General features: G+C 57.4%; 22 protein-coding genes. 9 read left to right on the forward strand and 13 right to left on the reverse strand.

Annotation, left to right across the window (positions count from 1 at the left end; genetic code table 11):
• Positions 1–85 precede the first annotated feature (85 nt).
• On the reverse strand, positions 86–292 hold the full coding sequence (locus AC2FD9_RS14990; protein ID WP_496698860.1) for a hypothetical protein: 207 nt from the start codon (positions 290–292) through the stop codon (positions 86–88).
• Between the two features lie 1,292 nt (positions 293–1,584).
• Between AC2FD9_RS14990 and AC2FD9_RS14995 the strand changes: the two genes are divergently transcribed.
• Together AC2FD9_RS14995 and AC2FD9_RS15000 are read left to right on the forward strand one after the other, a co-directional pair.
• The gene (locus tag AC2FD9_RS14995; protein ID WP_058273677.1) at positions 1,585–1,791 is read left to right on the forward strand and encodes a cold-shock protein; all 207 of its coding nucleotides are present in this window, start codon (positions 1,585–1,587) and stop codon (positions 1,789–1,791) included.
• Positions 1,792–1,969: 178 nt separating this feature from the next.
• The gene (locus tag AC2FD9_RS15000; protein ID WP_058278724.1) at positions 1,970–2,530 is read left to right on the forward strand and encodes a L,D-transpeptidase; all 561 of its coding nucleotides are present in this window, start codon (positions 1,970–1,972) and stop codon (positions 2,528–2,530) included.
• A 5-nt stretch (positions 2,531–2,535) separates the two neighbouring features.
• Here the strand turns inward: AC2FD9_RS15000 and AC2FD9_RS15005 are convergent, their stop codons facing one another.
• Positions 2,536–3,150, reverse strand: a complete 615-nt coding sequence (locus AC2FD9_RS15005; protein ID WP_282169759.1) for an SOS response-associated peptidase — start codon at positions 3,148–3,150, stop codon at positions 2,536–2,538.
• Between the two features lie 4 nt (positions 3,151–3,154).
• Positions 3,155–3,796: an arylesterase gene (locus AC2FD9_RS15010; RefSeq protein ID WP_496837606.1), complete on the reverse strand. Its 642-nt coding sequence runs from the start codon at positions 3,794–3,796 to the stop codon at positions 3,155–3,157.
• 51 nt (positions 3,797–3,847) lie between these two features.
• Between AC2FD9_RS15010 and AC2FD9_RS15015 the strand changes: the two genes are divergently transcribed.
• Positions 3,848–4,543 (forward strand): ABC transporter ATP-binding protein, encoded by a 696-nt coding sequence (locus AC2FD9_RS15015; RefSeq protein ID WP_496837608.1) that lies wholly within the window; start codon positions 3,848–3,850, stop codon positions 4,541–4,543.
• Complete coding sequence (locus AC2FD9_RS15020; protein ID WP_496837610.1) at positions 4,540–7,068, forward strand: ABC transporter permease; 2,529 nt, start codon at positions 4,540–4,542, stop codon at positions 7,066–7,068. The genes AC2FD9_RS15015 and AC2FD9_RS15020 overlap by 4 nt, the downstream gene beginning before the upstream one ends.
• Here the strand turns inward: AC2FD9_RS15020 and AC2FD9_RS15025 are convergent.
• A complete protein-coding gene (locus AC2FD9_RS15025) occupies positions 7,065–7,517 on the reverse strand; it encodes an RrF2 family transcriptional regulator (RefSeq protein ID WP_109312998.1) in 453 nt (150 codons plus the stop codon). The two genes, AC2FD9_RS15020 and AC2FD9_RS15025, sit on opposite strands and share 4 nt — an antisense overlap.
• A gap of 95 nt (positions 7,518–7,612) precedes the next feature.
• On the opposite strand from AC2FD9_RS15025, the gene AC2FD9_RS15030 reads away from it, so the two are divergent.
• Positions 7,613–8,182, forward strand: a complete 570-nt coding sequence (locus AC2FD9_RS15030; protein ID WP_109312847.1) for a gamma-glutamylcyclotransferase family protein — start codon at positions 7,613–7,615, stop codon at positions 8,180–8,182.
• Positions 8,183–8,234: 52 nt separating this feature from the next.
• Here the strand turns inward: AC2FD9_RS15030 and gltX are convergent, their stop codons facing one another.
• Positions 8,235–9,560 carry a glutamate--tRNA ligase gene (gltX, locus tag AC2FD9_RS15035; RefSeq protein WP_496698850.1) on the reverse strand — a complete coding sequence of 442 codons (1,326 nt, stop codon included), beginning with the start codon at positions 9,558–9,560 and terminating at the stop codon, positions 8,235–8,237.
• A 60-nt stretch (positions 9,561–9,620) separates the two neighbouring features.
• Positions 9,621–10,055 (reverse strand): DUF1801 domain-containing protein, encoded by a 435-nt coding sequence (locus AC2FD9_RS15040; protein WP_496837613.1) that lies wholly within the window; start codon positions 10,053–10,055, stop codon positions 9,621–9,623.
• A gap of 117 nt (positions 10,056–10,172) precedes the next feature.
• On the opposite strand from AC2FD9_RS15040, the gene AC2FD9_RS15045 reads away from it, so the two are divergent.
• The gene (locus tag AC2FD9_RS15045) at positions 10,173–11,105 is read left to right on the forward strand and encodes an MBL fold metallo-hydrolase (RefSeq protein WP_496837615.1); all 933 of its coding nucleotides are present in this window, start codon (positions 10,173–10,175) and stop codon (positions 11,103–11,105) included.
• Between the two features lie 4 nt (positions 11,106–11,109).
• Here AC2FD9_RS15045 and AC2FD9_RS15050 read toward each other — a convergent pair whose 3' ends face one another.
• The 3 genes from AC2FD9_RS15050 to AC2FD9_RS15060 all read right to left on the reverse strand — a co-directional run bounded on the left by AC2FD9_RS15050 (position 11,110) and on the right by AC2FD9_RS15060 (position 14,818).
• Entirely contained in the window at positions 11,110–12,438 is a 1,329-nt protein-coding gene (locus AC2FD9_RS15050; RefSeq protein ID WP_496837617.1) for an NAD(P)/FAD-dependent oxidoreductase, read from the reverse strand.
• 154 nt (positions 12,439–12,592) lie between these two features.
• Positions 12,593–12,877, reverse strand: coding sequence for a hypothetical protein (locus AC2FD9_RS15055; RefSeq protein ID WP_496756351.1), 285 nt, complete (start codon positions 12,875–12,877; stop codon positions 12,593–12,595).
• 282 nt (positions 12,878–13,159) lie between these two features.
• Entirely contained in the window at positions 13,160–14,818 is a 1,659-nt protein-coding gene (locus AC2FD9_RS15060) for an NAD+ synthase (RefSeq protein ID WP_282152424.1), read from the reverse strand.
• Positions 14,819–14,965: 147 nt separating this feature from the next.
• Here AC2FD9_RS15060 and AC2FD9_RS15065 point away from each other — a divergent pair, with 147 nt between their 5' ends.
• Positions 14,966–16,423 carry an MORN repeat-containing protein gene (locus AC2FD9_RS15065; protein WP_496698840.1) on the forward strand — a complete coding sequence of 486 codons (1,458 nt, stop codon included), beginning with the start codon at positions 14,966–14,968 and terminating at the stop codon, positions 16,421–16,423.
• Positions 16,424–16,428: 5 nt separating this feature from the next.
• Here the strand turns inward: AC2FD9_RS15065 and AC2FD9_RS15070 are convergent, their stop codons facing one another.
• On the reverse strand, positions 16,429–17,094 hold the full coding sequence (locus tag AC2FD9_RS15070; protein ID WP_496837620.1) for an SDR family NAD(P)-dependent oxidoreductase: 666 nt from the start codon (positions 17,092–17,094) through the stop codon (positions 16,429–16,431).
• A 288-nt stretch (positions 17,095–17,382) separates the two neighbouring features.
• On the opposite strand from AC2FD9_RS15070, the gene AC2FD9_RS15075 reads away from it, so the two are divergent.
• Entirely contained in the window at positions 17,383–18,957 is a 1,575-nt protein-coding gene (locus AC2FD9_RS15075; RefSeq protein ID WP_496837622.1) for a 2-isopropylmalate synthase, read from the forward strand.
• 55 nt (positions 18,958–19,012) lie between these two features.
• Here AC2FD9_RS15075 and AC2FD9_RS15080 read toward each other — a convergent pair whose 3' ends face one another.
• The 3 genes from AC2FD9_RS15080 to AC2FD9_RS15090 all read right to left on the reverse strand — a co-directional run bounded on the left by AC2FD9_RS15080 (position 19,013) and on the right by AC2FD9_RS15090 (position 21,398).
• A complete protein-coding gene (locus AC2FD9_RS15080) occupies positions 19,013–19,510 on the reverse strand; it encodes a DUF2141 domain-containing protein (RefSeq protein ID WP_496837623.1) in 498 nt (165 codons plus the stop codon).
• Between the two features lie 18 nt (positions 19,511–19,528).
• Complete coding sequence (locus AC2FD9_RS15085) at positions 19,529–20,428, reverse strand: sterol desaturase family protein (protein WP_496837625.1); 900 nt, start codon at positions 20,426–20,428, stop codon at positions 19,529–19,531.
• A 181-nt stretch (positions 20,429–20,609) separates the two neighbouring features.
• Positions 20,610–21,398 carry a 23S rRNA (adenine(2030)-N(6))-methyltransferase RlmJ gene (locus AC2FD9_RS15090; RefSeq protein ID WP_496837627.1) on the reverse strand — a complete coding sequence of 263 codons (789 nt, stop codon included), beginning with the start codon at positions 21,396–21,398 and terminating at the stop codon, positions 20,610–20,612.
• Between the two features lie 155 nt (positions 21,399–21,553).
• Between AC2FD9_RS15090 and AC2FD9_RS15095 the strand changes: the two genes are divergently transcribed.
• Positions 21,554–22,600 (forward strand): rod shape-determining protein, encoded by a 1,047-nt coding sequence (locus tag AC2FD9_RS15095; RefSeq protein ID WP_039523195.1) that lies wholly within the window; start codon positions 21,554–21,556, stop codon positions 22,598–22,600.
• Position 22,601 lies beyond the last annotated feature (1 nt).

Raw genomic sequence — 22,601 nt, forward strand, 5'->3', positions numbered from 1 at the left:
CCGGTCAGAGTTCAGCCTCTCACAACATAAATCAGGTTGTCCGCGCATTCTCGATCTGTGCCTTACAACAGCCGGCAGAAATCAGTTACTTTTGCGACTGGCCGACTGGCTGTTGGTTTTCACCAATCCCAACCTGTTTCTTGTTCAGAACATCTCCAAAAAGCACAGTCAGTTCTTTTTTGTTAACCGCTCCAGAATTTGCAATTTGCGCTTTCCCGGCAAGCTCTTTGGACATCGAATTTGCCTGCTCCGCTGACTTGAAAATATGGTCTAGGATCGACTTGAAAAACATATCTTTCCCCGTGCGTGTTGGGTTTCTGGAAATTGTTTGAAACTGAATATTCGTTGCAATGTTCCGCTGCGGGCCGATCCGAGCGTGCGGTGGACGTCGGCTCAAGGACCGTGTTTCCGTGAGTGGCCACCCGCAGCGGTGCAGCGTACATATGAAAGAAAGATCAAGCGCCAACGGGGAAGAAAACCGCGCTGCGCGTCATTTTTGAATAGCCCGTCAAAAAGTCATTTTGTGATCCGGCTTTGCGAGCTAAAGCTCATGCCACTGCCCCAATTGTGACGTTACGACACTATTTATTGCTGATAGTCTTGGGTGCTTCTTTTGCGGATTGTCTGGATTCTAAACTGAGGTTTTTCGGCAGCGCGGGATGGGTGCTCGCAACCTTCATTCCTCAGTTTTGAAGAACCCAACTAAAAATGGATGGGTGAATTCACCGACCCTACGGTCCCCCAAGCTTCCTTTTGGTGACGCAGCCTCTTCATTCCAGATCAACCCGACCCGCACGAATATCGCGGTACATCGGCGAACATGGCCAATGGGTTGGATGGTTTACGAACCCGTGTTTGATGGGATTAACCCAGCAATATGCCATGTGATTGCGATAATCTCGTCCATCACGGATCCAGTGCTACCAAAACCTGCGTTGCCAATACCCACGTTCCTGTTTGACAACTTTCGACCCACTCCGCGGGCCAAACGCGCCGACGCCCCACACAAAGCGACTTTTTATTAACCACCACCGTGTGGAATTATCCGCATCCCCGGTGGCAAGGTCCAAACCGCGTGCAGATGATCGGGCAACACAATAAACGCATCACACCAGAATGGCCGCTCTCTCTGCGTCATCTCAAAGGCCGCCCGCAAATGTGCCACCTCGCGCACTAACTGCTCCGATGACCGATCAGCCAGAGACACGGTGGGAAAGTACCTGGCTCCGGGCATTCGGATGCGGCAGTAACTCGTCATGCCGCAACCTGATCACAGGCTTGGTCAAAGGTTTCTAAATGCCCATCCAGCGCCCTGATCGCATAGCTTTTCTTTATGAAAGGCCGCTGAGCCAATAACCAAACCCGTCGGCGGATTCTTGTGCAAATCGGGAAACTGGCCCTCAAACCCTTGTACGAAACGCACAAAATCCCTTGTCACACGCCCACCCCGATGCCATATCAATGGGGCTTACGTTTTTCTATTTCGACCCACTGTCACCGTTTCCGGCGCTCAGTCTATCGATACAGACAACGACGCCGGGCTGCCGCAACTCCGTGGGCAGCACTAAACAGGAGACAACGGATATGCCCACAGGCACCGTAAAATGGTTCAACACCACCAAAGGTTTTGGCTTTATCGCACCTGAAGATGGCGGCAAAGATATCTTCGTTCACATCTCGGCTGTCGAGCGTTCGGGCCTGACCGGTCTGGCCGACAACCAGAAAGTCACGTACGAGCTGCGCGCTGGTCGTGACGGCCGCGAAAGCGCCGACGATATCGCACTGGCCTAAGGCCATGAAAGGGCAGAGGTCACCTCTGCCCTTTTCACATCACGCGGGACAAAACTGCAACACAAGTGTGTCCCTGCGATTACATCACAATACGGTTACTCTTGGCAGATGATTGACCAGATCGGTTATCATTCCGACACTGGTTTACGATTTTCCTGTTGTCCTTAAGAGAACCGATATGTTCACACGTCGCACTTTCCTTGCAGCATCTGCTGCCGCTGGCCTGACACCCGGTATTGCTTCGGCCAAGAAGAAAGCCGTTGAATACGACCCCACGCCCCAGTTCGTTCGGGTCAAGAAACAATTTCTGCCGGGGCAGCTTCTGGTCGCGCCACGGTCCTTCTACCTGTATCTCATCACAGAACCGCGCAAGGCGATCCGCTATGGGTGCGGCGTTGGCAAGGCAGGTCTGGAATTCACCGGCACAGCCACGATCGACGTCAAGAAAGAGTGGCCGACTTGGCGCCCCACGAACGAGATGATCGAACGTGAACCGCTGACTTACGCTAAATTCAAGGACAATGATTATGTTCAACCGGGCGGTGATGGTAACCCTCTGGGGGCACGCGCGCTCTACCTGTTTCAGAATGGGGTCGACACCTATTTCCGTATCCACGGCACGACGCAGCCGCAAACCATCGGGCGCGCGGCCTCAAACGGATGCATTCGGATGCTGAACGCCCATGTCATCGACTTGTATGAGCGTGTACCGGTCGGAACTGTGGTCACGGTGGTCTGAGGCAGTCACGGCCCGGACCAGTCGACGTCCGTCGCCTCTTCGATCTGCAACAACCCGTCAGGCCAAGGCTGCGCCAGCGCCTTGGCGTCGTCCTCGGTTCCTGTAACCCACGTCTGAATGTCGGCAGGGTCCAGCAGGACGCCCATTCGATGGTGTATCGGCTCCAGATCAGCATTAGGTGGGCAGGTCACAGCTGCAAACTGGTCAACCCGCAGACCGCCCGGAGCCTGCCAACTGTCGGTGATCGCAGCAAAGAACAGAGGTGAACCGTTCGCTGAGGTGATGCGCCATGCGGTTTTTCGACGTTTTTCACCCGTCCACTCGTACCACCCGTCCACCGGAACCACGGCCCGGCCAACGCCGTCGAAGGCGGTTTTGTCAAAGACGGTTTCGGACCGGGCGTTGATTATAGTTTCCATCACAGGCCGACCGCGCGCATTGACGCGCCCAACCGGGATCATGCCCCATCGCATGGGTGTCAGGCCGTGGGCAGTCAGGACGATCAATTCCTGACCCGGTTGAATGTTTTTTCGCGGCGGCTGCAGGTCCACATCACATCGGACGTTCAGTGCCTGCGCGACCTCAGACATTGGCCGTGTCAGAAAAAATCGCCCGGGCATCTTCTCAATCCTGCTTGGCCGAGGTTTCGACCAACTCCAACACATAAGGCCCAAGCGCTGCTACGATCCGCGTCACGCCTTCTTTGTTGGGGTGAATTCCATCCGGTTGCATGAACTGCCGGACTGCGTTCGGGTCGCTGTTTGGCTGCAACCCTTCAAAAAAACTTTCTGCAAACACAAGCTGATATTCCTTGGCCAGATCAGGGTACATCGCGTCAAAGGCCTGCTTGTATTCGACCCCGTAGTTCGCCGGTGCCTGCATTCCAATCAACAACACCTCAACCTCGGCTGCCCGGGCGGAGGTTACGATTGTCTCAAGGTTCGCCCGCGATACAGTTGGGTCAATCCCACGCAGCAGGTCATTGCCGCCCAGCGCTACAATTAGCGCGTCCACGTCAGGTGTCAGCGTCCAATCCACGCGGGCCGCGCCGCCCGCAGTTGTATCCCCGGATACTCCGGCATTTATCAATTGCACGTCTGCGCCCTGATCCTTCAACCATTGATCCAACTGTGGTACGAACCCGTCCTGTTCCGGCAGCCCGTATCCTTGTGTCAGCGAGTCCCCGAGGGCCGCGATGACCAACGGTTCCGCTGTGGCGGCAAAGCCGCAACACGCAAACAGTAACGCCATCAGAGCCTTGCGCATTTTTTGAACCACTCCATATCCCAAAATGACCGCCTCCTTTTGGAAGTTCCAATGACGACACCTGTTCTTTCGCTTCAAAATGCCGCTTTGTCGCTGGATGGCAATGCCGGCCGGGTCAATATCCTGCACGATGTTACCCTGACCGTCGCAAAAGGCGAAACGCTCGGGCTTGTCGGGCCGTCCGGGTCCGGTAAATCCTCGCTGCTGATGCTGATGGGCGGGTTGGAACAGGCAAGCGCAGGCAAGATCACAGCCCTTGGCCAGGATCTGACTGGCATGGATGAGGATTCTCTGGCCCGTTTCAGACGCAATGCGATGGGGGTCGTCTTTCAGAACTTCCATCTGATCCCAACCATGACTGCCCTGGAAAATGTGGCCACGCCACTGGAATTGGCGGGACACAAGGATGCGTTTCAACGCGCCGCGGCAGAACTTGACGCGGTTGGCCTGTCGCATCGCCGCGATCATTATCCGGCGCAATTGTCAGGCGGCGAACAACAACGCGTCGCACTGGCCCGCGCCGCCGCACCGCGTCCGCAGATTTTGCTGGCGGATGAGCCAACAGGAAATCTGGACGAAACGAACGGCGCGGCGATCGTCGATCTATTGTTCGGCCTGCGCGACAAACACGGTGCCACTCTGGTGCTTGTAACCCATAGTCATAGTCTGGCGCGCAGGTGCGATCGGGTTGTGCGCTTGCGCGACGGGCGGATTTCGGAAGACAGCCAGCAAAAGGTCGCGGAATGAGCCTTCGGCTGGCCGGGCGGCTGGCACGCCGTGAACTTCGGGGCGGGCTGCGTGGGTTTCGCGTTTTCCTCGCGTGTCTTGCGCTGGGTGTCGCAGCAATCGCAGCAGTCGGGTCGGTACGCCATGCGATCCAGGCAGGATTGGCCGAGGAAGGCGCGGCCCTGTTGGGCGGGGATGCGCAACTGGAATTCACCTACCGGTTTGCTACAAATGACGAACGTGCCTGGATGGACCAGACCGGAACAGCTGTCTCTGAAGTGGTCGATTTTCGCTCAATGGCCGTTGCCGATCAGGACGCTGAAACGCAACGCGCGCTGACACAGGTTAAATCAGTCGACGACACCTACCCGTTGTTGGGATCTCCGGTTTTGAAGCCTGCAATGCCGCTGTCGGCGGCCTTAGGGACAAATCAAGGTCTTCCCGGCGCGGTAATGGATCCGTCGCTGATTGACCGGATGGATCTTTCCGTCGGAGATCGCTTTGCACTGGGGACGCAAGAATTCATCCTGACCGCTGCATTGATCCATGAACCGGACGGGGCGGCAGATGGCTTTGGTCTGGGCCCTCGCACGCTGGTGCGGACCGAAGACTTGCAAGCGTCCGGCCTGTTGGCCCCGGGAACTCTGTTTTCCACCAAATACCGCCTGGCCCTGCCATCAGGAACCGATCTGCAAGATCTAGCGGTAGAAGCGCGTCAGAATTTTGAGGGCACCGGTATGCGATGGACTGATGCTCGCAACGGTGCGCCCGGCATTGCCGAGTTTGTCGGGCGGCTCAGCGCATTTCTGGTTCTGGTCGGGTTATCAGGCCTTGCAGTCGGCGGCATCGGAGTTTCCGCGGCCGTGCGCGCCTATCTGTCCCAAAAGACAGAGACCATCGCGACATTGCGCACACTGGGCGCTGACAAGGCGACAATATTCCAAACTTATATGATCCAAATCGGTGTCCTGTCCGGAATCGGCATCTTGCTGGGCCTTACCTTGGGCGGGTTGCTGCCGCTGCTGCTGGCACCCTTGATTGAAGCCCGGCTGCCTGTACCCGCGGTTTTCTCGTTTTATCTGGCGCCGCTTGCCGAAGCAGCTTTGTACGGCTTACTGACGGCCTTTCTGTTCACGCTCTGGCCCCTTGCCCGCACCGAAGACGTCCGCGCAGCGACGCTGTTTCGGGATGCTCTGACCTCGGCGCGTGCAGTTCCACGAGGGGTATACCTCATCGCAACTGGTTCCGGCCTCGCGCTGCTGATAGCATCAGCCGCCTGGTTCAGCGGCTCGGCGCGTCTGACGTTCTGGACCGCCGGAGGATTGGTGGGCGCGTTGCTGCTGCTGTCCGCTGCGGCCTACGCGGTGCGCCGGCTGGCTCGGCTTAGCGCCCCATCAGCGCTCGGGCGTCCGGCCCTTCGGTGGGCCTTGTCGGCCATTTCCGACCCACGCGAGGGCGCTGCATCCGTTGTACTGTCTCTTGGTCTTGGACTTTCGGTTCTGGCGGCCGTTGGACAGATCGACGGCACCTTGCGCAATGCAATTTCCGGCAACTTGCCGGACGTTGCCCCGTCTTACTTCTTCGTCGACATCCAGAAGGACCAGATGCCGGGATTTAATGACAGGTTGACCACCGACCCCGGCGTCAGCCGGATCGAAAGCGCACCGATGCTGCGCGGGATCATCACACAGATCAACGGCAAACCCGCCCGCGAAATGGCAGGCGATCATTGGGTTCTGGATGGCGACCGGGGCGTCACCTATTCCGTCCGTCCGCCCGAAAACGCACGCATCACCTCGGGCGAATGGTGGGCCGATGACTATACCGGTACCCCACAGGTGAGTTTCGCAGCCGAGGAAGCGGAAGAAATGGGCCTGAAGCTCGGCGACCAACTGACCGTGAACATTTTGGGCCGGGACATTACCGCAGAACTCACATCAACGCGCGAGGTTGATTTCTCGAACGCCGGTATGGGCTTTATCATGTCGATGAATCCATCGGCCCTTGCAGGTGCCCCGCACAGTTTCATCGCGACGGTCTATGCCGAAGAACAGGCCGAAACTGCAATTCTGCGCGATTTGGCCGGGAAGTTCCCTAACATAACGGCGATCCGGGTGCGCGATGCGATTGACCGCGTCTCGGGCCTGCTGGCGGGCATCGCAGCGGCCACGTCTTATGGCGCGGGTATTTCTCTGCTGACCGGCTTCTTGGTCCTCATCGGTGCTGCCGCGGCCGGGGAACCCGCGCGCCGATATGAGGCCGCGATCCTCAAAACACTAGGCGCGGACCGGCAGCGCATCCTGTTCAGCTTTGCCCTGCGCGCCGCGCTGTTGGGTACGGCCGCAGGTGGCGTTGCGCTGCTGACCGGCATCCTGGGTGGGTGGGCCGTTGCCACCTATATTTTCGACACGAAATTCTCGGTGATCTGGCCGTCCGCAATCGGAATTGTTCTGGCGGGCATCATCGTGACGCTTGGCGCGGGGCTGATCTTTGCTCTGCGACCCCTGGCCGTCCGCCCAGCCCGCATCCTGCGTGCCAGCGATTAACCGGCGCGCGCGCAGGTAACCGGTTGCAGTATCTGCAGTAAAGGATCGTTGTCGCAGATCAGGGCGTCGAGCGTGATCTCGTCCAGTGAGGCATAGAAGACCTCAGCCGCGTCCTGAAGCGCCATCCGCAATCGACATGCATCCGTCAATGGGCAGGTGTTGTCGGCATCCGCAAAACACTCGGCCAGCGGCAGGTTGCCTTCGACATCACGAAACACCGATCCGATCCGGATCTGTTCGGCCGAACGCGCCAGAACCATACCACCGTTACGACCGCGTTGGGTGCTAAGATAGTCCAACTGGCTAAGCTGATTGATGACCTGCGCCAGATGGTTCTCGGAAATATTGCAGACTTCGGCAATCTCGGACTTGGTAACCAGCCTATCCTGATGAGCTGCACAATACATCAGCAGCCGTACCGCAATGTTCGTCCGTTTGGTTATCCGCATCGTGACCTCCCAAGTTTCAAGATGCAGACTTATTGCATGTCCGGCAAAAAAGCGGTTTGACATACATCAATCGTCAGGAAAGGACGCACAGGCCCATGGCAGATCCCTATTTCTTTGGCTACGGCAGCCTTGTGAACCTTTCGACGCACGACTTTCCCGATCCGCATCCTGCCCGGCTAAAAGGCTGGCGGCGCGCGTGGCGACACACTGACCTGCGACCGGTCGCCTTTCTGACGGCAGTTTCGGACCCCGCGTCCGAGATCGAAGGCATGATTGCGCATGTGCCGAAAAATGATTGGATCGCCCTAGACGAACGGGAATGGGCCTATAAACGAATTCCCGCCACACAATCCGTCACGCACCCGGTAAAGCACGAGGTCGAGATTGCCGTCTACGCTGTGCCTCTTGACCGGCACAATGCTCCAAGCAATCACCACCCATTGCTACTGAGTTACATTGATGTGGTCGTGCAGGGATACCTGCGCGCATTTGGTGAAGACGGCGCAGATCGTTTCTTTGCCACCACAGATGGATGGGATGCGCCGATCCTGAACGACCGGGCCGAGCCCCGATACCCGCGCCATCAACAGTTGAAATCGGTTGAGACCGAATTCGTGGATGATCGTCTCAGCCTTCTCTCAACCCGGATTGTGCAGAACGCATAGAAAAAAGGCGGGATCGAATGACCCCGCCCTTCCTCATTCTATTGCCGTACACTCAGGCTTTTGCGCGGATCACCTGCAGCAGTGGCAACAGAATGGCCATCTCAGGCCCCCGCTCCATGCCGGTCAGCGCCTTGCGCAGCGGCATGAATAGCCCTTTGCCCTTGCGGCCGGTCGCTTCTTTAACCGTGCTGGTCCATTTGCCCCAGGTTTCGCCATCGAACGAACCTTCAGGCAGCAGCGCCATAGCCTCGGCGATAAACTCACGGTCCTCATCCGCGATCAGCGGCTCAGCCCCATCGCGACACAGTTCCCACCAGCCCTTGAGATCAGCCAAAGTTGTGATGTTCTCGCGTGCCATCGCCCAGAAGGGTTCGGCCAGATCGGCAGGAACACCAGCATCAGCCACGGCCTCGGCCACGTCGGCCAAAGGCAGGGACTGCAAATGCTTTGCCGTCAGCGGGAACAGGTCCTGCACATCGAACTTGGTCGGCGCGGCCCCGAAACGGTTCACATCGAAGCCTTCAATCAGTTCCGCCATTTCCGAGCGCAGCTCAACCGGGTCGGAGGAGCCCAGACGCGCCATCAGGCTCAGCAACGCCATCGGCTGCACGCCCTGTTCACGCAGATCACGCAGGGCAAGCGTGCCCAACCGTTTTGACAGGGCCTCTCCTTGAGGACCGGTCAACAACGAGTGATGCGCAAAGCGCGGGCAGGTGCCGCCCAGCGCCTCGATGATCTGAATCTGGGTCGCGGTGTTGGTCACATGGTCCGAGCCGCGCACCACATTGGTGACGCCCATTTCGGTGTCATCCACCACCGACGCTATCGTATAGAGAACCTGTCCGTCGCCCCGGATCAGAACCGGATCGGACACGGATGCCGCATCGATCGAGATGTCGCCCAGAATGCCATCATTCCACTCAATCCGCTCGTGATCCAGCTTGAAGCGCCAGACGCCGTTGCCACGCTCGGCCCGCAGCGCTTCTTTCTCAGCATCGCTGAGGTTCAGCGCCGCGCGGTCATAGACCGGCGGCTTGCCCATGTTCAGTTGTTTCTTACGCTTGAGGTCCAGCTCGGTGGGCGTCTCAAACGCCTCATAGAACCGGCCCATCTCGCGCAGCTTGTCTGCGGCTTCGGCATAACGGTCCAGACGATCCGACTGACGTTCAACCCGGTCCCAGTGCAGGCCCAGCCACTCCATGTCCTGTTTGATGGCGTCGACATATTCTTCTTTCGACCGCTCAGGATCGGTGTCGTCAATCCGCAAGATGAACGTGCCGCCTGCTTTGCGGGCGATCAGATAGTTCATCAAGGCGGTGCGCAGGTTGCCCACGTGGATGTAACCGGTGGGCGACGGGGCAAAACGGGTGGTTGTCATAGGTGTCTCCTGTTGGCGCGGCTCTTGTCACAGGATTGGCCAATTGTCCAGCAAAGGCGTTCAGGACGGCTGGACCGGCCAGTGCCGATCCATGTCCTTTAACCCGGCGCAGATCAGTTCAGACAGAACATTCGTGTCAATATCCGCCAGCTTGTTCACATAGAGACAGGACTTGCCCAGCTTGTGTTTACCCAGTCGTGACAGAATATCCCCGAAATCTGCATAGCCGGGCATGATGTAGATCGACAGAGCCGCTTTGCGCGGGGAAAACCCGGTTGCCAGAAACTCTCCTTCGCGCCCGGACTTGTAGCGAAAATGGTAACGACCATAGCCCACAATCGACGCACCCCACAAAACAGGTTCAAACCCGGTCACGTGCCGAAAGAGGGCATCCAACTCCCGCGCATCATCTGCCTTCTTCACCGGTTGAACAGCCGCCAAAAAGCCCTCGACACTTTGCCCTGTGGGAACGGTTTTGTTTTTTGATCGCGCCATAAACAAAAATTAACACGTAATGTTCATCCACGCAGCCCATTTGAAAAGGGTATACACTGGCAAGAGACTCGCGCCGACCTAAACTCACTGAATGCTGTTCTGACAGGGAGAACCAAAATGACCATCAAATTGACACGCCGCGCGGCACTGGGTACCGCGGCAGCTTTGCCCTTTGCCGCAGCTGCAGCGCCGGTTCTGGCAGCCGGAGCTGAGACAAAGGCAAATTCAACCGTCGCCAAATCCTTTGCGTTGGGCGATTTTACCGTAACGACATTGCTGGACGGCAGCCTGCCGCGCGATGGCGCCCAAGAAATCTTTGGCGGCGGAGCGTCAGATGAAGACTTCGCGAAAGTCTCAGCAGACAATTTCATCTCGCCGGATGTCGCGCAGTTCTTCTTTACCCCGACTCTGGTCAACACCGGGTCTGAGCTGGTCCTGTTCGACACGGGGCTGGGGCAAGGTGGTATTCAGACGGCATTGGCCGATGCAGGTGTGACACCGGATCAAATCAATGTCGTCGTCATCACCCATATGCATCCCGACCATATCGGCGGCATGACGACCAATGACGCGCCGACCTTCCCGAACGCGCGCTATGTCACCTCCTCTCCGGAATATGACTTCTGGGCGGCGCAGGACGCGGGCAATCGTGTCGGAGATCTGGTCGCGGCCAAGGTCACACCTTTGGCCGAGAAGATGACCTTTGTTGAAAATGGCGGCGAAGTCTCGTCGGGTATCACCGCTGTTGCAGCTTATGGCCATACACCTGGCCACACGGTGTATCATCTAGAAAGCAACGGGCAGCGTCTGGTTCTGACCGCCGATCTGGCAAACCACTATGTCTGGTCCTTTGCCCATCCGGAATGGGAAGTCCGTTTTGACATGGACAAAGCAGCCGCCACGGCATCGCGCCGCGACGTGCTGGGCATGCTGGCCGCCGACAAGGTTCCGATGATCGGCTATCACATGCCATTCCCGGCAGCTGGCTTCGTTGAACCCCGTGGCGACGGGTTCCGCTTTGTGCCGGTCAGCTACCAGATGATGGGATAGTACCCTAGTATCCCGGATCCGGCCGCACCTTTGAACCATCCGTAAATCGGGACAGGCGAAAGGCGGCCGGATCAACGCATGGCGTGGTTTCACAAACCAGATCGGCCATTAAACGCCCCGCTCCGGGGCCGATCCCAAATCCATGACCTGAAAACCCCGCGGCGATGAACATCCCTGGCATGGTATCGACTGAAGATATTACCGGAATGGCGTCCGGGGTGACGTCGATCAAACCTGCCCAGCTTTGAACGATCTCTGCCTGCTCCAGCACCGGGAACCCTTTGCGCGCGCGCGCCCATGTCCGCCTCAAGACCTTGGCCGAGGGCTCAGGATCCAGCACACGGCAATGTTCGAATGGCGTGACGTCGGTGTGCAACCATGTTCGGTCCTCACCGGCCTCTGCCGCCCAGCGTTTGGACAGCCTGAAACGCAAGGATCGCCATTCCTGTCGGAACGCCGGAACAAACTGCAGCGCAAGCCGAAAACTATCCGGGACAATATCAACCGTATTCTCGTGCCCGGATGCAATTGTATAACCGCCATCGGCCCTTTTTCGCATCGCGAAGTCATCTGACCATATTGCTGTTTCCGGCCCATTCACCAGTGAAGTGCGTAGGACCGTGTTGAGAACCTTAAGCTGTGGCAGGTCAATCCCCGCATTGCCCGCAAACAGCCGCGACCACGCGCCTCCGGCAAGAACCACCCGTGCACAAGCCACCCGACCACGTTCGGTAAACACACCTGAGACATAACCGTTCTCGACATCAACGCTGCGCACTGCGCAGTTGGTCATCAGGCACGCCCCTTTGTCTCGTGCGGCTTCAGCGATCGCAGGGGCGGCCCATTGCGGTTCAGCCCGTCCATCTCGTGGCATGTGCAAGGCAACTTTCAACCCCGATTGATTGTCGGGCAGCAAGCCATCCAGTTCAGCACCCGAAATCATCTGAGCGCCAGTGTGCAGACCTTCAACATGGCGCATCCAGCGTTCAAGATTTGCATGATCCCGCTTCCCCGAGGCGCCAAGAAGGATGCCGGAACGCGCAAATCCGGTTTGGCGCCCTGTGCGTTGATCCAGATCCTGCCAGATCTGCTGCGCTTCTAGCATGAGCGGGATTTCCCGAGGGTCCCGCAGCCCCAAACGCACCCATCCCCAGTTTCGCGAACTTTGTTCGCCCGCAATATGGCCTTTTTCGCACAGCAAGACTGACGCGCCCCGCTCTGACAGCTCTAAAGCTGTTGATGCGCCGATGATTCCGCCGCCTATGACCACAACGTCAACAGACTTGGGCAGATGCAGATCAGGTTCTACAGGAGTTGGTTTTGGACCGGGCATCCGCCGCTCTTACTTCATTGCTCGGACTGCAATGAATGCGCGGTATCAGGCAATAGGCAACATACCGCCTGATGCATGGATCACAATTTTTACAAGCTGTGGTTATAGTGCCAGAATGATCTCTGGCACTGTTGGATTCAACAGGTCCAAGCCGTTAAGCCGCGCCGCAGAGTTCAGCCCACTTCTGACGCAATGTGGCTGTCAATCCGGCATCGTTGCTGGCCAAATCTTCGCCCATGCTTTCTTGTGAAGGCAGTTCAGGCAGAACCGAAGAGGCCACAGATTCCGCTGGTTCCGATTTTTGCTCTGACGACATCTCAGCCCCCAAAAGGTCGGCAATGGCAGAATCAACCTGATCTTCGTCTAGTTCATGACCCTTGGTTTCCATCGAACGCCACGGAGGTGGCGAGTGGAGTGGTCTATCGTATTGCTCACGCATTTTCACACCAAATCGTTAACACAGACACGCAATTCACGATGCGTAACAAACAAAACTCGATCATGAACATCGAGCCACTTAAGAATGCGCCGCATCTGCCCCACATGAGGCGGCAATTAAGCTAAAATGTGTCAGAAAAATGTCCTGATTTCAAGCGTGTTAAACGGCCTAAGCCGAATCTAGATATGCACTGTCCCCGTCATAGGGACAATGAATAAAAGCGCGTCCTCAAGCACCCCTTTTGGAAACGATCAGAGACTCAAAAAAACGCGTGGTTTCAGCTCAAGACCGATCACGCCAACGATTCACAATCGGGTATCTGCGGTCCAGCCAGAAGGCTCGCTTGGTCAAGCGCGTACCTGGTGCGGACTGAAACCGCTTATATTCGCTGATATAGATCAGATGCTCTACGCGACGGGCGACATCTGCTTCGAATCCTGCTGCTTCGCAATCAGCGATCGAGCCATCGCGGTCGACCAGGATTTCCAGGATCGCGTCCAGTTCCGGGTAGTCCGGCAGGCTGTCACTGTCTTTCTGGTCTTCGCGCAGCTCAGCACTGGGGGGTTTATCAATGACCGACGGTCGGATCACCTCACCTTCGGGGCCCATCATCCAGTCACGGTGATTGGCATTGCGCCAGCGGCATGTTTCGAACACGCGCGTTTTATACAGATCCTTGATCGGGTTATAACCGCCATTCATGTCGCCATAGATGGTCGCGTAACCAACAGCCACCTCGGACTTGTTGCCCGTGGTCAGCAGCATTTCGCCAAACTTGTTCGAGATCGCCATCAGCAGCAAACCGCGCAGGCGGGATTGGACGTTTTCCTCGGTCAAATCCGCCTCGCGGCCCGCAAACAACGAGGCCAGAGTGTCTGTCACCGCCGCCCGACTGTCCGAGATCGGAACATAGTCGTAATGCACGCCCAGCGCCTTGGCGACAGCTTCAGCGTCATCCAGCGAGGCCTGGCTGGTGTATTCCGACGGCAGCATCACGCAACGGACGTTTTCCGCACCGATTGCATCAACAGCAATTGCCGCGACCAACGCCGAGTCCACTCCACCCGATAGCCCCAACAACGCCTTTTTGAACCCGGTCTTGCCCATGTAATCGCGCAGGGACAGGACCATGGCACGATAGTCCTGCTCCCATTCATCCGGCTGCGGCACAACTTCAGCAGGCATAATACGCCAACCCTCATCACCGCGCTCCAAATCGACATGTGTTACGGCCTCATCAAAGACCGGCATTCGAAAAGCCAGTTCTCCGCCCGGATTCAGGCCGAAAGTCGCGCCATCAAAAACCTGATCGTCCTGACCGCCCACCATGTTCAGATAGATCAGCGGCAGGCCGGTCTCGACCACACGGGCGACCATATGGTTCAGGCGCACATCATATTTGTTGCGGAAGTAAGGTGAACCATTGGGGATCAGCAGAAACTCTGCCCCGGTCTCTTCCAGTGTTTCCGAAACATCCGGGTGCCAGCTGTCTTCGCAAATCGGGCTACCGATCCGCGAGTTGCCAACCGAGTACGGCCCCCCCAAAGGGCCCGCGTCGTACAGGCGCACCTCGTCGAACACGGTTTCATTCGGCAAGTGATGTTTCAGCACCTTGCTGCCGATGCGACCGCCCTTGAGGATCAGGTAGGCATTAAAAAGCTTACCGTCTTCCGTCCACGGACCGCCAATTGCTATGGCGGGTCCATCGGCACATTGCGCAGCCAGCGACTGAACCGCCGCCATGGCCGCTTGATGGAACACCGGCTTCATCACCAGGTCCTGGGTGTTGTAACCGGTAATGAACATTTCGGGGAAAGCCACAAGGTCGGCACCAGCTTCGCGTCCCTGCTCCCACGCCGCAAGCGCCTTGTCCAAATTGCCTTGGATGTCCCCAACAACGGGATTGAGTTGTGCCAGAGTAATGCGGAAACGGTTGGCCATGCTGCCCTCTTGCCCTCGTCAGTCCTAATGCCATTTAGCAGATCGCACCGCGAGTGAAAGTCAAATGCGGCAAAACACGTTGCTCTGTCCGCACGGGTATCTTAGTTTTGCTTTAAAACGTGACAACCGGGCAAGGCAGGAAAAACCATGAACGCTATCCGCATTTCTTTGGCCGCCACGGCGATGGCTTTACTGGCCACATCCGCCTTTGCGCAGGACGGACAGGTTATCGTTGCGGATGATGATGTTGGCGGCGTGTACGAGGGCACTTTCCTGAACGGCCTGCGACACGGCGAGGGCACTTACCGCCTGCCGAACGGGTTCGAATATGTCGGCGAATGGGTCGAAGGCGAAATTCAGGGCAATGGCATAGCGCGCTATGTCAACGGCTCGGTCTATGAGGGGATGTTCGCGAAGGGGCAACCCGAGGGGCAGGGCAAGATCATCTACCCCGACGGCGGCAGCTATGAGGGGGACTGGGCCGAAGGGTCAATCAACGGAACCGGAATTGCAAAATACACCAACGGCGTCCGTTACGAGGGCAGCTTCAAAGACGCCCGCTATCACGGCAAAGGCGTCCTGACCGACCCCAGCGGTTACGTCTACGATGGCGACTGGAAGGATGGCGTCAAGCACGGCGAGGGCAAAATCACCTCGACGCAAGGCAGTATCTACGAAGGGCAAATCAACAACGGCTTGCGCGATGGCCAGGGTACTCTGACAGTTCCGGATGGCATGACATATACCGGTGATTGGTCTCAGGACAGCATGACCGGCAAGGGCCGCTTGTTGCAGGCCAATGGCGACCTTTACGAGGGCGATCTGGTTGATGGCCGCCGTCAGGGCAATGGCAAGGCCACCTATGCCAACGGTGCGACTTATGAGGGCGAATATGCCGATGACCGCCGCCACGGAAAAGGACGCTTTCTTGGGACCGACGGGTTTGATTACACCGGCGAATGGGTGGACGGCCAGATCGAAGGACTGGGTGAGGTCACCTATCCTGATGGCGCGACCTATACCGGTGATTTCAGCGCAGATTTGCCGCATGGCAAAGGCGTTCAGACCTATCCGGATGGCACCGTCTATGACGGCGAATGGACGGCTGGCATCTTTGAGGGCAACGGTAAGGCCACGTATCCCAACGGTGTTGTTTACCAAGGACAGTTCAAGAACGGTCTGAGCCATGGCACGGGCGTTCTGACATTCGCTAACGGGTATCGGTACGAAGGCGACTGGGTAGATGGCGCGCGTCAGGGTAAAGGCAAGGCAACTTTTCCTGACGGAACATCCTATGAAGGTGATTTCCAAGACGGTCAGCGTCACGGCGAGGGAACTATAAAAACCCCACGCGGATTCAGCTATACCGGCGGCTGGGCCGAAGGCAAAATCAGTGGTCAGGGTGTGGCAACCTATGCCACCGGCGACGTGTACGAAGGCACCTTTCTGGATAACAAACGCCACGGCAATGGCACGATGCGTTATGCCAATGGCCTGGAAGAAACCGGCGTTTGGGAAAACGGCGTCCTGCCCAGTGAGAACGTGAGCGCGCCCGACGCGACGGATACCGAAACCGAGCCTGATACATCCGCCTCTGACGGGTAATCAAGCTACCAGGGCACTGGCTTTCCCGCCCAGTCAAAAAACCCACCCGTATCAGCCGCATTTAACGCGGCTGATACGGATAGCAGGTTCCGGGCGGCCTCATCAGGTGCAACCGCAGGGTGCCGCCCAACATATTTCCGGGTGAATGCTGTCGTGACCGTACCGGGGTGCAAGGCGACGCAGATCGCCTGTTTATGGCTCCGGGCAAGCTCGATCGCGGATGTGCGGACAATCTGGTTCAGCGCCGCCTTGGACGCCCGATAACTGATCCATCCACCAAGCCGGTTGTCACCAATCGACCCCACTCGCGCAGACAACACGCCAAAGACGGCGCGCCGGTCGCGCGGCAGCAAGCGCGCAGCATGTGCAAGAACCAACGCTGGTCCGACCGCGTTCAGCGCGAACTGATCCATCATCGCCGGCGCGGATATCAGTCTGATGGTTTTCTCGGGGGTGGCACCATTAACCTCAAGAGCGCCAGCCGCGACCAGGATCAGGTCGAACGGACCGGAAACGCCCGCCAACGTCCGATCTACGATCTCGGGGTCGGTCAAATCAAATCCGTCCTGTGACCGGGACAATGTGGTGACGTCGACCGACTGTTGCCGAAGCCTGTCGGCGATTGCACCTCCGATCCCACCCGAGGCGCCGATGATAAGTGCTGTTTCCATGCGGGTTGAACTAGCCGTCGGCAATGCGTGATCAACACATGTGGGAAAAAAGAAATCTCTTCATAGGCCGGAGGTAAATTCGTTCTTTTCATTCCCGCCGCGCGATGTATAACCTCAACCCCATGATCAACCGCGCAGATATCCTGATTGCCGACACCGCCCTTCGCGGTGCGTCTCTGCGTGGCCTACTGATCCTAATCCGCCTCTGAGCGTGCCATCCGGCGCGCCCGCTCAGAGGAGGACGCCCGCGCGCCATAGGCTTTAGGACAGAAGAAGAAAGAGAATCCCATGACCAACGTGACCGACCAAGACCGCGTCTTGATCTTTGACACAACCCTGCGCGACGGCGAGCAAAGCCCCGGCGCAACTATGACCCATTCGGAAAAGCTGGAGATTGCCGAGCTGTTGGACGACATGGGCGTCGATATCATCGAAGCGGGGTTCCCAATTGCCTCCGAAGGTGACTTCAAGGCCGTATCTGAAATTGCCGACCGGTCAAAGAACAGCCGTATCTGCGGCCTGGCCCGTGCCAATTTCGCCGATATCGACCGCTGTTGGGAGGCGGTGAAACATGCAGGTAAAAGCCGCATCCACACCTTCATCGGCACCTCACCGCTGCACCGTGCCATCCCGAACCTGACACAGGACGAAATGGCCGACAAAATCCACGAAACGGTCAGCCATGCGCGCAATCTCTGCGAAAACGTGCAGTGGTCGCCGATGGATGCTACGCGGACCGAGTGGGATTACCTCTGCCGCGTGATCGAGATTGCGATCAAGGCCGGTGCGACAACGATCAACATTCCTGACACGGTCGGCTACACGGCACCGATGGAGTCTGCTGACCTGATCAAACGTCTGATCGAAACGGTTCCGGGCGCGGATGAGGTGGTCTTCGCGACCCACTGCCACAACGACCTTGGCCTGGCGACCGCAAACTCGCTGGCTGCTGTTGCAGGTGGTGCACGTCAGATTGAATGTACCATCAACGGCCTTGGCGAACGTGCCGGTAACACCGCGCTGGAAGAGGTGGTGATGGCACTGCGCACACGCAATGACATCATGCCTTGGAACACCGGCATCGACACGACCAAGATCATGCATATCTCGCGCCGGGTCGCGACGGTGTCGGGCTTCAACGTGCAGTTCAACAAAGCCATCGTCGGCAAGAACGCCTTCGCGCATGAAAGCGGTATCCACCAGGACGGCATGCTGAAGAACCGCGAAAACTTTGAAATCATGCGCCCCGAGGATATCGGTCTGTCCGGGACATCCTTGCCGCTGGGCAAACACTCGGGCCGCGCGGCGCTGCGTGATAAGCTGAACACGCTGGGTTATGAGGTTGGCGACAACCAGCTCAAGGACATATTCGTTCGGTTCAAGGAACTGGCCGATCGTAAGAAAGAAGTGTTCGACGACGATCTGATCGCGTTGATGACGCTGGATGATGACGACGGCAACGATCACCTGCAACTGGTTTCGATGAAGGTTACCTGCGGAACCGTCGGCAAGGCCGAAGCCACCATCGAGATGGAAGTAGGCGGCAAGGAAATCATCGCCACCGACCAAGGCGACGGCCCGGTCGACGCTGCCTTCCGCGCCATTCGAGTTGTGCATCCGAATACGGCGCATCTGCAGCTTTATCAGGTGCACGCCGTGACCGAAGGTACGGACGCGCAGGCCACGGTATCGGTGCGTCTGGAAGAGGACGGCATGATCGCAACCGGCCAATCCGCCAATACCGATACAGTCGTGGCCTCGGCCAAGGCGTATATCCACGCGCTGAACCGCCTGATCGTGCGCCGACAAAAGGCCGGTCCGGGCGCAGATACCCGGGAAATCAGCTACAAAGATCTCACTTGAACAAAAAAGGGGCGGACGATTGTCGACCGCCCCTTCTCTATTATCTCCAGCCGCATTACGGCCAATAGAACAAGGTCAGATCTGCTGGCTTTTCTGTCCCGATCAACGAGTAGTCATACACCGGCGTGTCGTTGAGATCGTTCAGCCCCGATACTGCATACCCTTCGGTTGGCATGTAGTTCGCGTCATAGTTCAGATCATAATCCCCGTTTTCGTCGTGAAACGCGATAACAGCAAAATACCCGCTGTCGAGGTCGTGAAAGTCGAAGCGGAGCGGGTCCTCGGACGCTGGTGCCTCAAGATAACCAACAGCTTTGGTGTAATCCATGTTGTCGAAGGCTGTCGCCTGATCAAAGGCCATGACAATCACGTTGCCCTTGGTGCTGCGCGCACCATGAAGATTGACGGTCAGACCTTTGTCTTGCGAAGTCCCTGTGGTGGAAGCCGCTGCTTGGTCAATATCTGTGGTGAACCCCGAGGCGACCCAGGCGCCTCCGACAAACAGACCTGCCGTAACGATGGCCGCCACGATGCGTTGTGTGTTGCTTGGCATCTTTTGCGCTCCTACGCCTTACTTAGCGGGTTTACTCTGTTTGCGACCGTTCTTTGGCTGCCAGCCCGGAGGTCCGAATAAAACACCCAGCTTGTTGCCGAACCCCGGCATGTTCCGGACATCCTTGAACAGGCGGGCAAAGCCGTGAAGGAAGGCGACGAAGGGATTGATCGAGTCGATCGGTTTGACGAGGCCATAGACCACCTCTTCCTTTTCGTCCTCGAACGTTCCGAACATGCGGTCCCAGATGATCAGAATCCCAGCATAGTTCTTGTCCAGGTATTTCGGGTTTGATCCATGGTGAACGCGGTGATGCGACGGCGTGTTGAAGATGTATTCAATCGGGCGCCACAGCTTTTTGATAACTTCGGTATGCAGGGCCGTCTGATACAGCTGCACCAGCAGTTCCGCGACCAGCACCATGAATGGGTTGAACCCCAAAAGCACAAGCGGCAAGTGGAAAAACAACGGCCAGAAGCCATCCAGCGGACCATGGCGATAAGCCACTGATATATTGAAGAAGGGAGAGCTATGGTGAACCGAATGCGTTGCCCAGAGGAAGTTGATCCGGTGCAGAATCCGATGCTCCCAGTAGTAGGCAAGGTCTGCAAGTATCAGCACAATGATGAACGAGGCCCACGTCGTCGGAATGTCGAACACGGCGAATTGCGAAGCCCAGACATATGCACCGATGTAAAACCCGGCCAATAGTACAAAGCTGATACCGATGAAGAAAACCAGCGTGATAAAGTTGGTGACGGTATCCCCCATCATCTGCCAGTTCAGTTTTTTGACGACTGCATAGCGGACCAATTCGAAGGCCAGAAAGCCCATTGCGAAGACAAAGAACCAGTCGTCGATCAAGGTTTCCCAGTAACTCAGGTGAAAGTCACTGATATGGCGGCTTAGAAAGTCCATCGAAGTAATCCGATTCCGTTAATTGTCATATGTGACAACTAACTTATGGAGCCAATATTAAAAATCAAGATCCCGGCACCAGAAAAGCGGGACCTTCCGGCAAAGGCATTGCTGTGGCATCAGAATTTGCTCCTGAGCAGTTCACTCTCAGGCAAAATCCCGTGTAATCACCGGTTTTTCTTCAACGAAGTTTGCCGAACAAGCCGTCTAGCGTTCTGGCGGACTCCTTCAGACCATAAGGCGCGTTCACGACAAACATTCCCGAACCAACCATACCGTGCCCTTCGCGTGCGGCCGGAAAGCGCACCTCGTGATGCAAAACTTTGGGGAAATCCCGTTTCTCCAAAGCGTCGCGCATGCCCTGATGCCGCCCATTGGCCAGTATCGGATACCACAGTGCAATGACACCAACGTTCCATTTCCGGTTCAACGAGGCGATTATACCGGGCATTCGGTCATAATCAGATTTGATCTCATAGCTTGGATCAATCAGCAAAACGCCACGGCGCGGTGTCGGGGGCAGCAGAGATTGGGCCAGCTCAAAGCCGTCCTGCCTATAGGTCCGGGCCCCTGTCGTGATCATGGCGTCGCTCAGCGCCCGATATTCCTGCGGATGCAATTCAGCAAAGTGCATCTTGTCCTGCGGGCGCAACAGGCTCGCTGCGATCAGCGGCGACCCCGGATACGCCGTTTTGCCATACCGATCGTGCACAACGGCAATGGCCCTGCTCAGGGGATGATCGGCGTCAAACCAGCCTTCGGTCAACGCACGTTCAATTCCCGCTGCTGCTTCACCGGTCTGAACCGCCTGATCCGAGTCCAACTGGTACAGCCCCCGCCCCGAATGGGTTTCGATGTAGCTTAGCGGTTTGTCCTTTTGGGTCAGATAGGCCAGCGTTTCTGCCAAAATTGCGTGCTTATGGACGTCCGCAAGGTTACCTGCGTGGTAAATATGTTGATATGAGAGCATGATGCCTTCTAAAGTCCCTGCAATTAAGGCGGAAAGGTGCTGATTGTCGCGGAATCAGCCCTTTTACCGGGCGAGTTGGCACCCTATAAGTCATCCGTCCCGGAACCGTCGAGTCGCGGGCAGTAGAAAACTGACATACAGGATCAGGGAAAAATATGGGGATCTTTGGCAATCTGGGCGGCCTGTTCACAGCGGACATGGCTATCGACCTTGGGACAGCGAACACGCTGGTTTACGTCAAGGGCCGCGGTGTTATCCTTTCTGAACCCTCCGTGGTAGCTTATCACGTCAAGGACGGCGTGAAAAAGGTTCTGGCCGTTGGCGAAGACGCCAAGCTGATGTTGGGCCGGACCCCCGGTTCGATCGAAGCCATCCGCCCCATGCGCGAGGGCGTGATTGCCGACTTTGATACTGCCGAGGAAATGATCAAGCACTTCATCCGCAAAGTGCACAAGCGTTCAACTTTCTCGAAGCCCAAGATCATCGTCTGCGTTCCCCATGGCGCGACCCCTGTTGAAAAACGCGCGATCCGCCAGTCGGTTCTGTCCGCAGGCGCCCGCCGCGCCGGTCTGATTGCCGAACCTATTGCTGCCGCGATTGGAGCGGGCATGCCCATCACCGACCCGACCGGCAACATGGTTGTCGATATCGGCGGGGGTACCACCGAGGTTGCTGTTCTGTCGCTGGGTGACATCGTATATGCCCGCTCGGTCCGCGTCGGCGGTGACCGTATGGATGAGGCGATCATCTCGTACTTGCGCCGCCAGCAGAACCTGCTGGTCGGTGAATCCACGGCCGAGCGGATCAAGACCACCATCGGCACTGCGCGCATGCCCGACGACGGCCGCGGCCAGTCGATGCACATTCGCGGACGCGACCTGCTGAATGGTGTGCCCAAGGAAATTGAAATCAGCCAGGCCCAAGTGGCCGAGGCGCTGTCCGAACCCGTCCAGCAGATTTGCGAGGCGGTAATGACCGCACTGGAAACCACTCCGCCTGATCTGGCGGCGGACATTGTGGACCGGGGCGTGATGCTGACCGGCGGCGGTGCACTGTTGGGCGATCTGGACCTTGCCCTGCGCGAACAGACCGGCTTGGCCGTGTCGATAGCCGACGAAAGCCTTAATTGTGTGGCTTTGGGCACCGGCAAGGCGCTGGAATACGAAAAACAACTGCGCCACGCGATTGACTACGAAAGCTAAG

The organism is Ruegeria sp. YTSC230, from assembly GCF_059609665.1.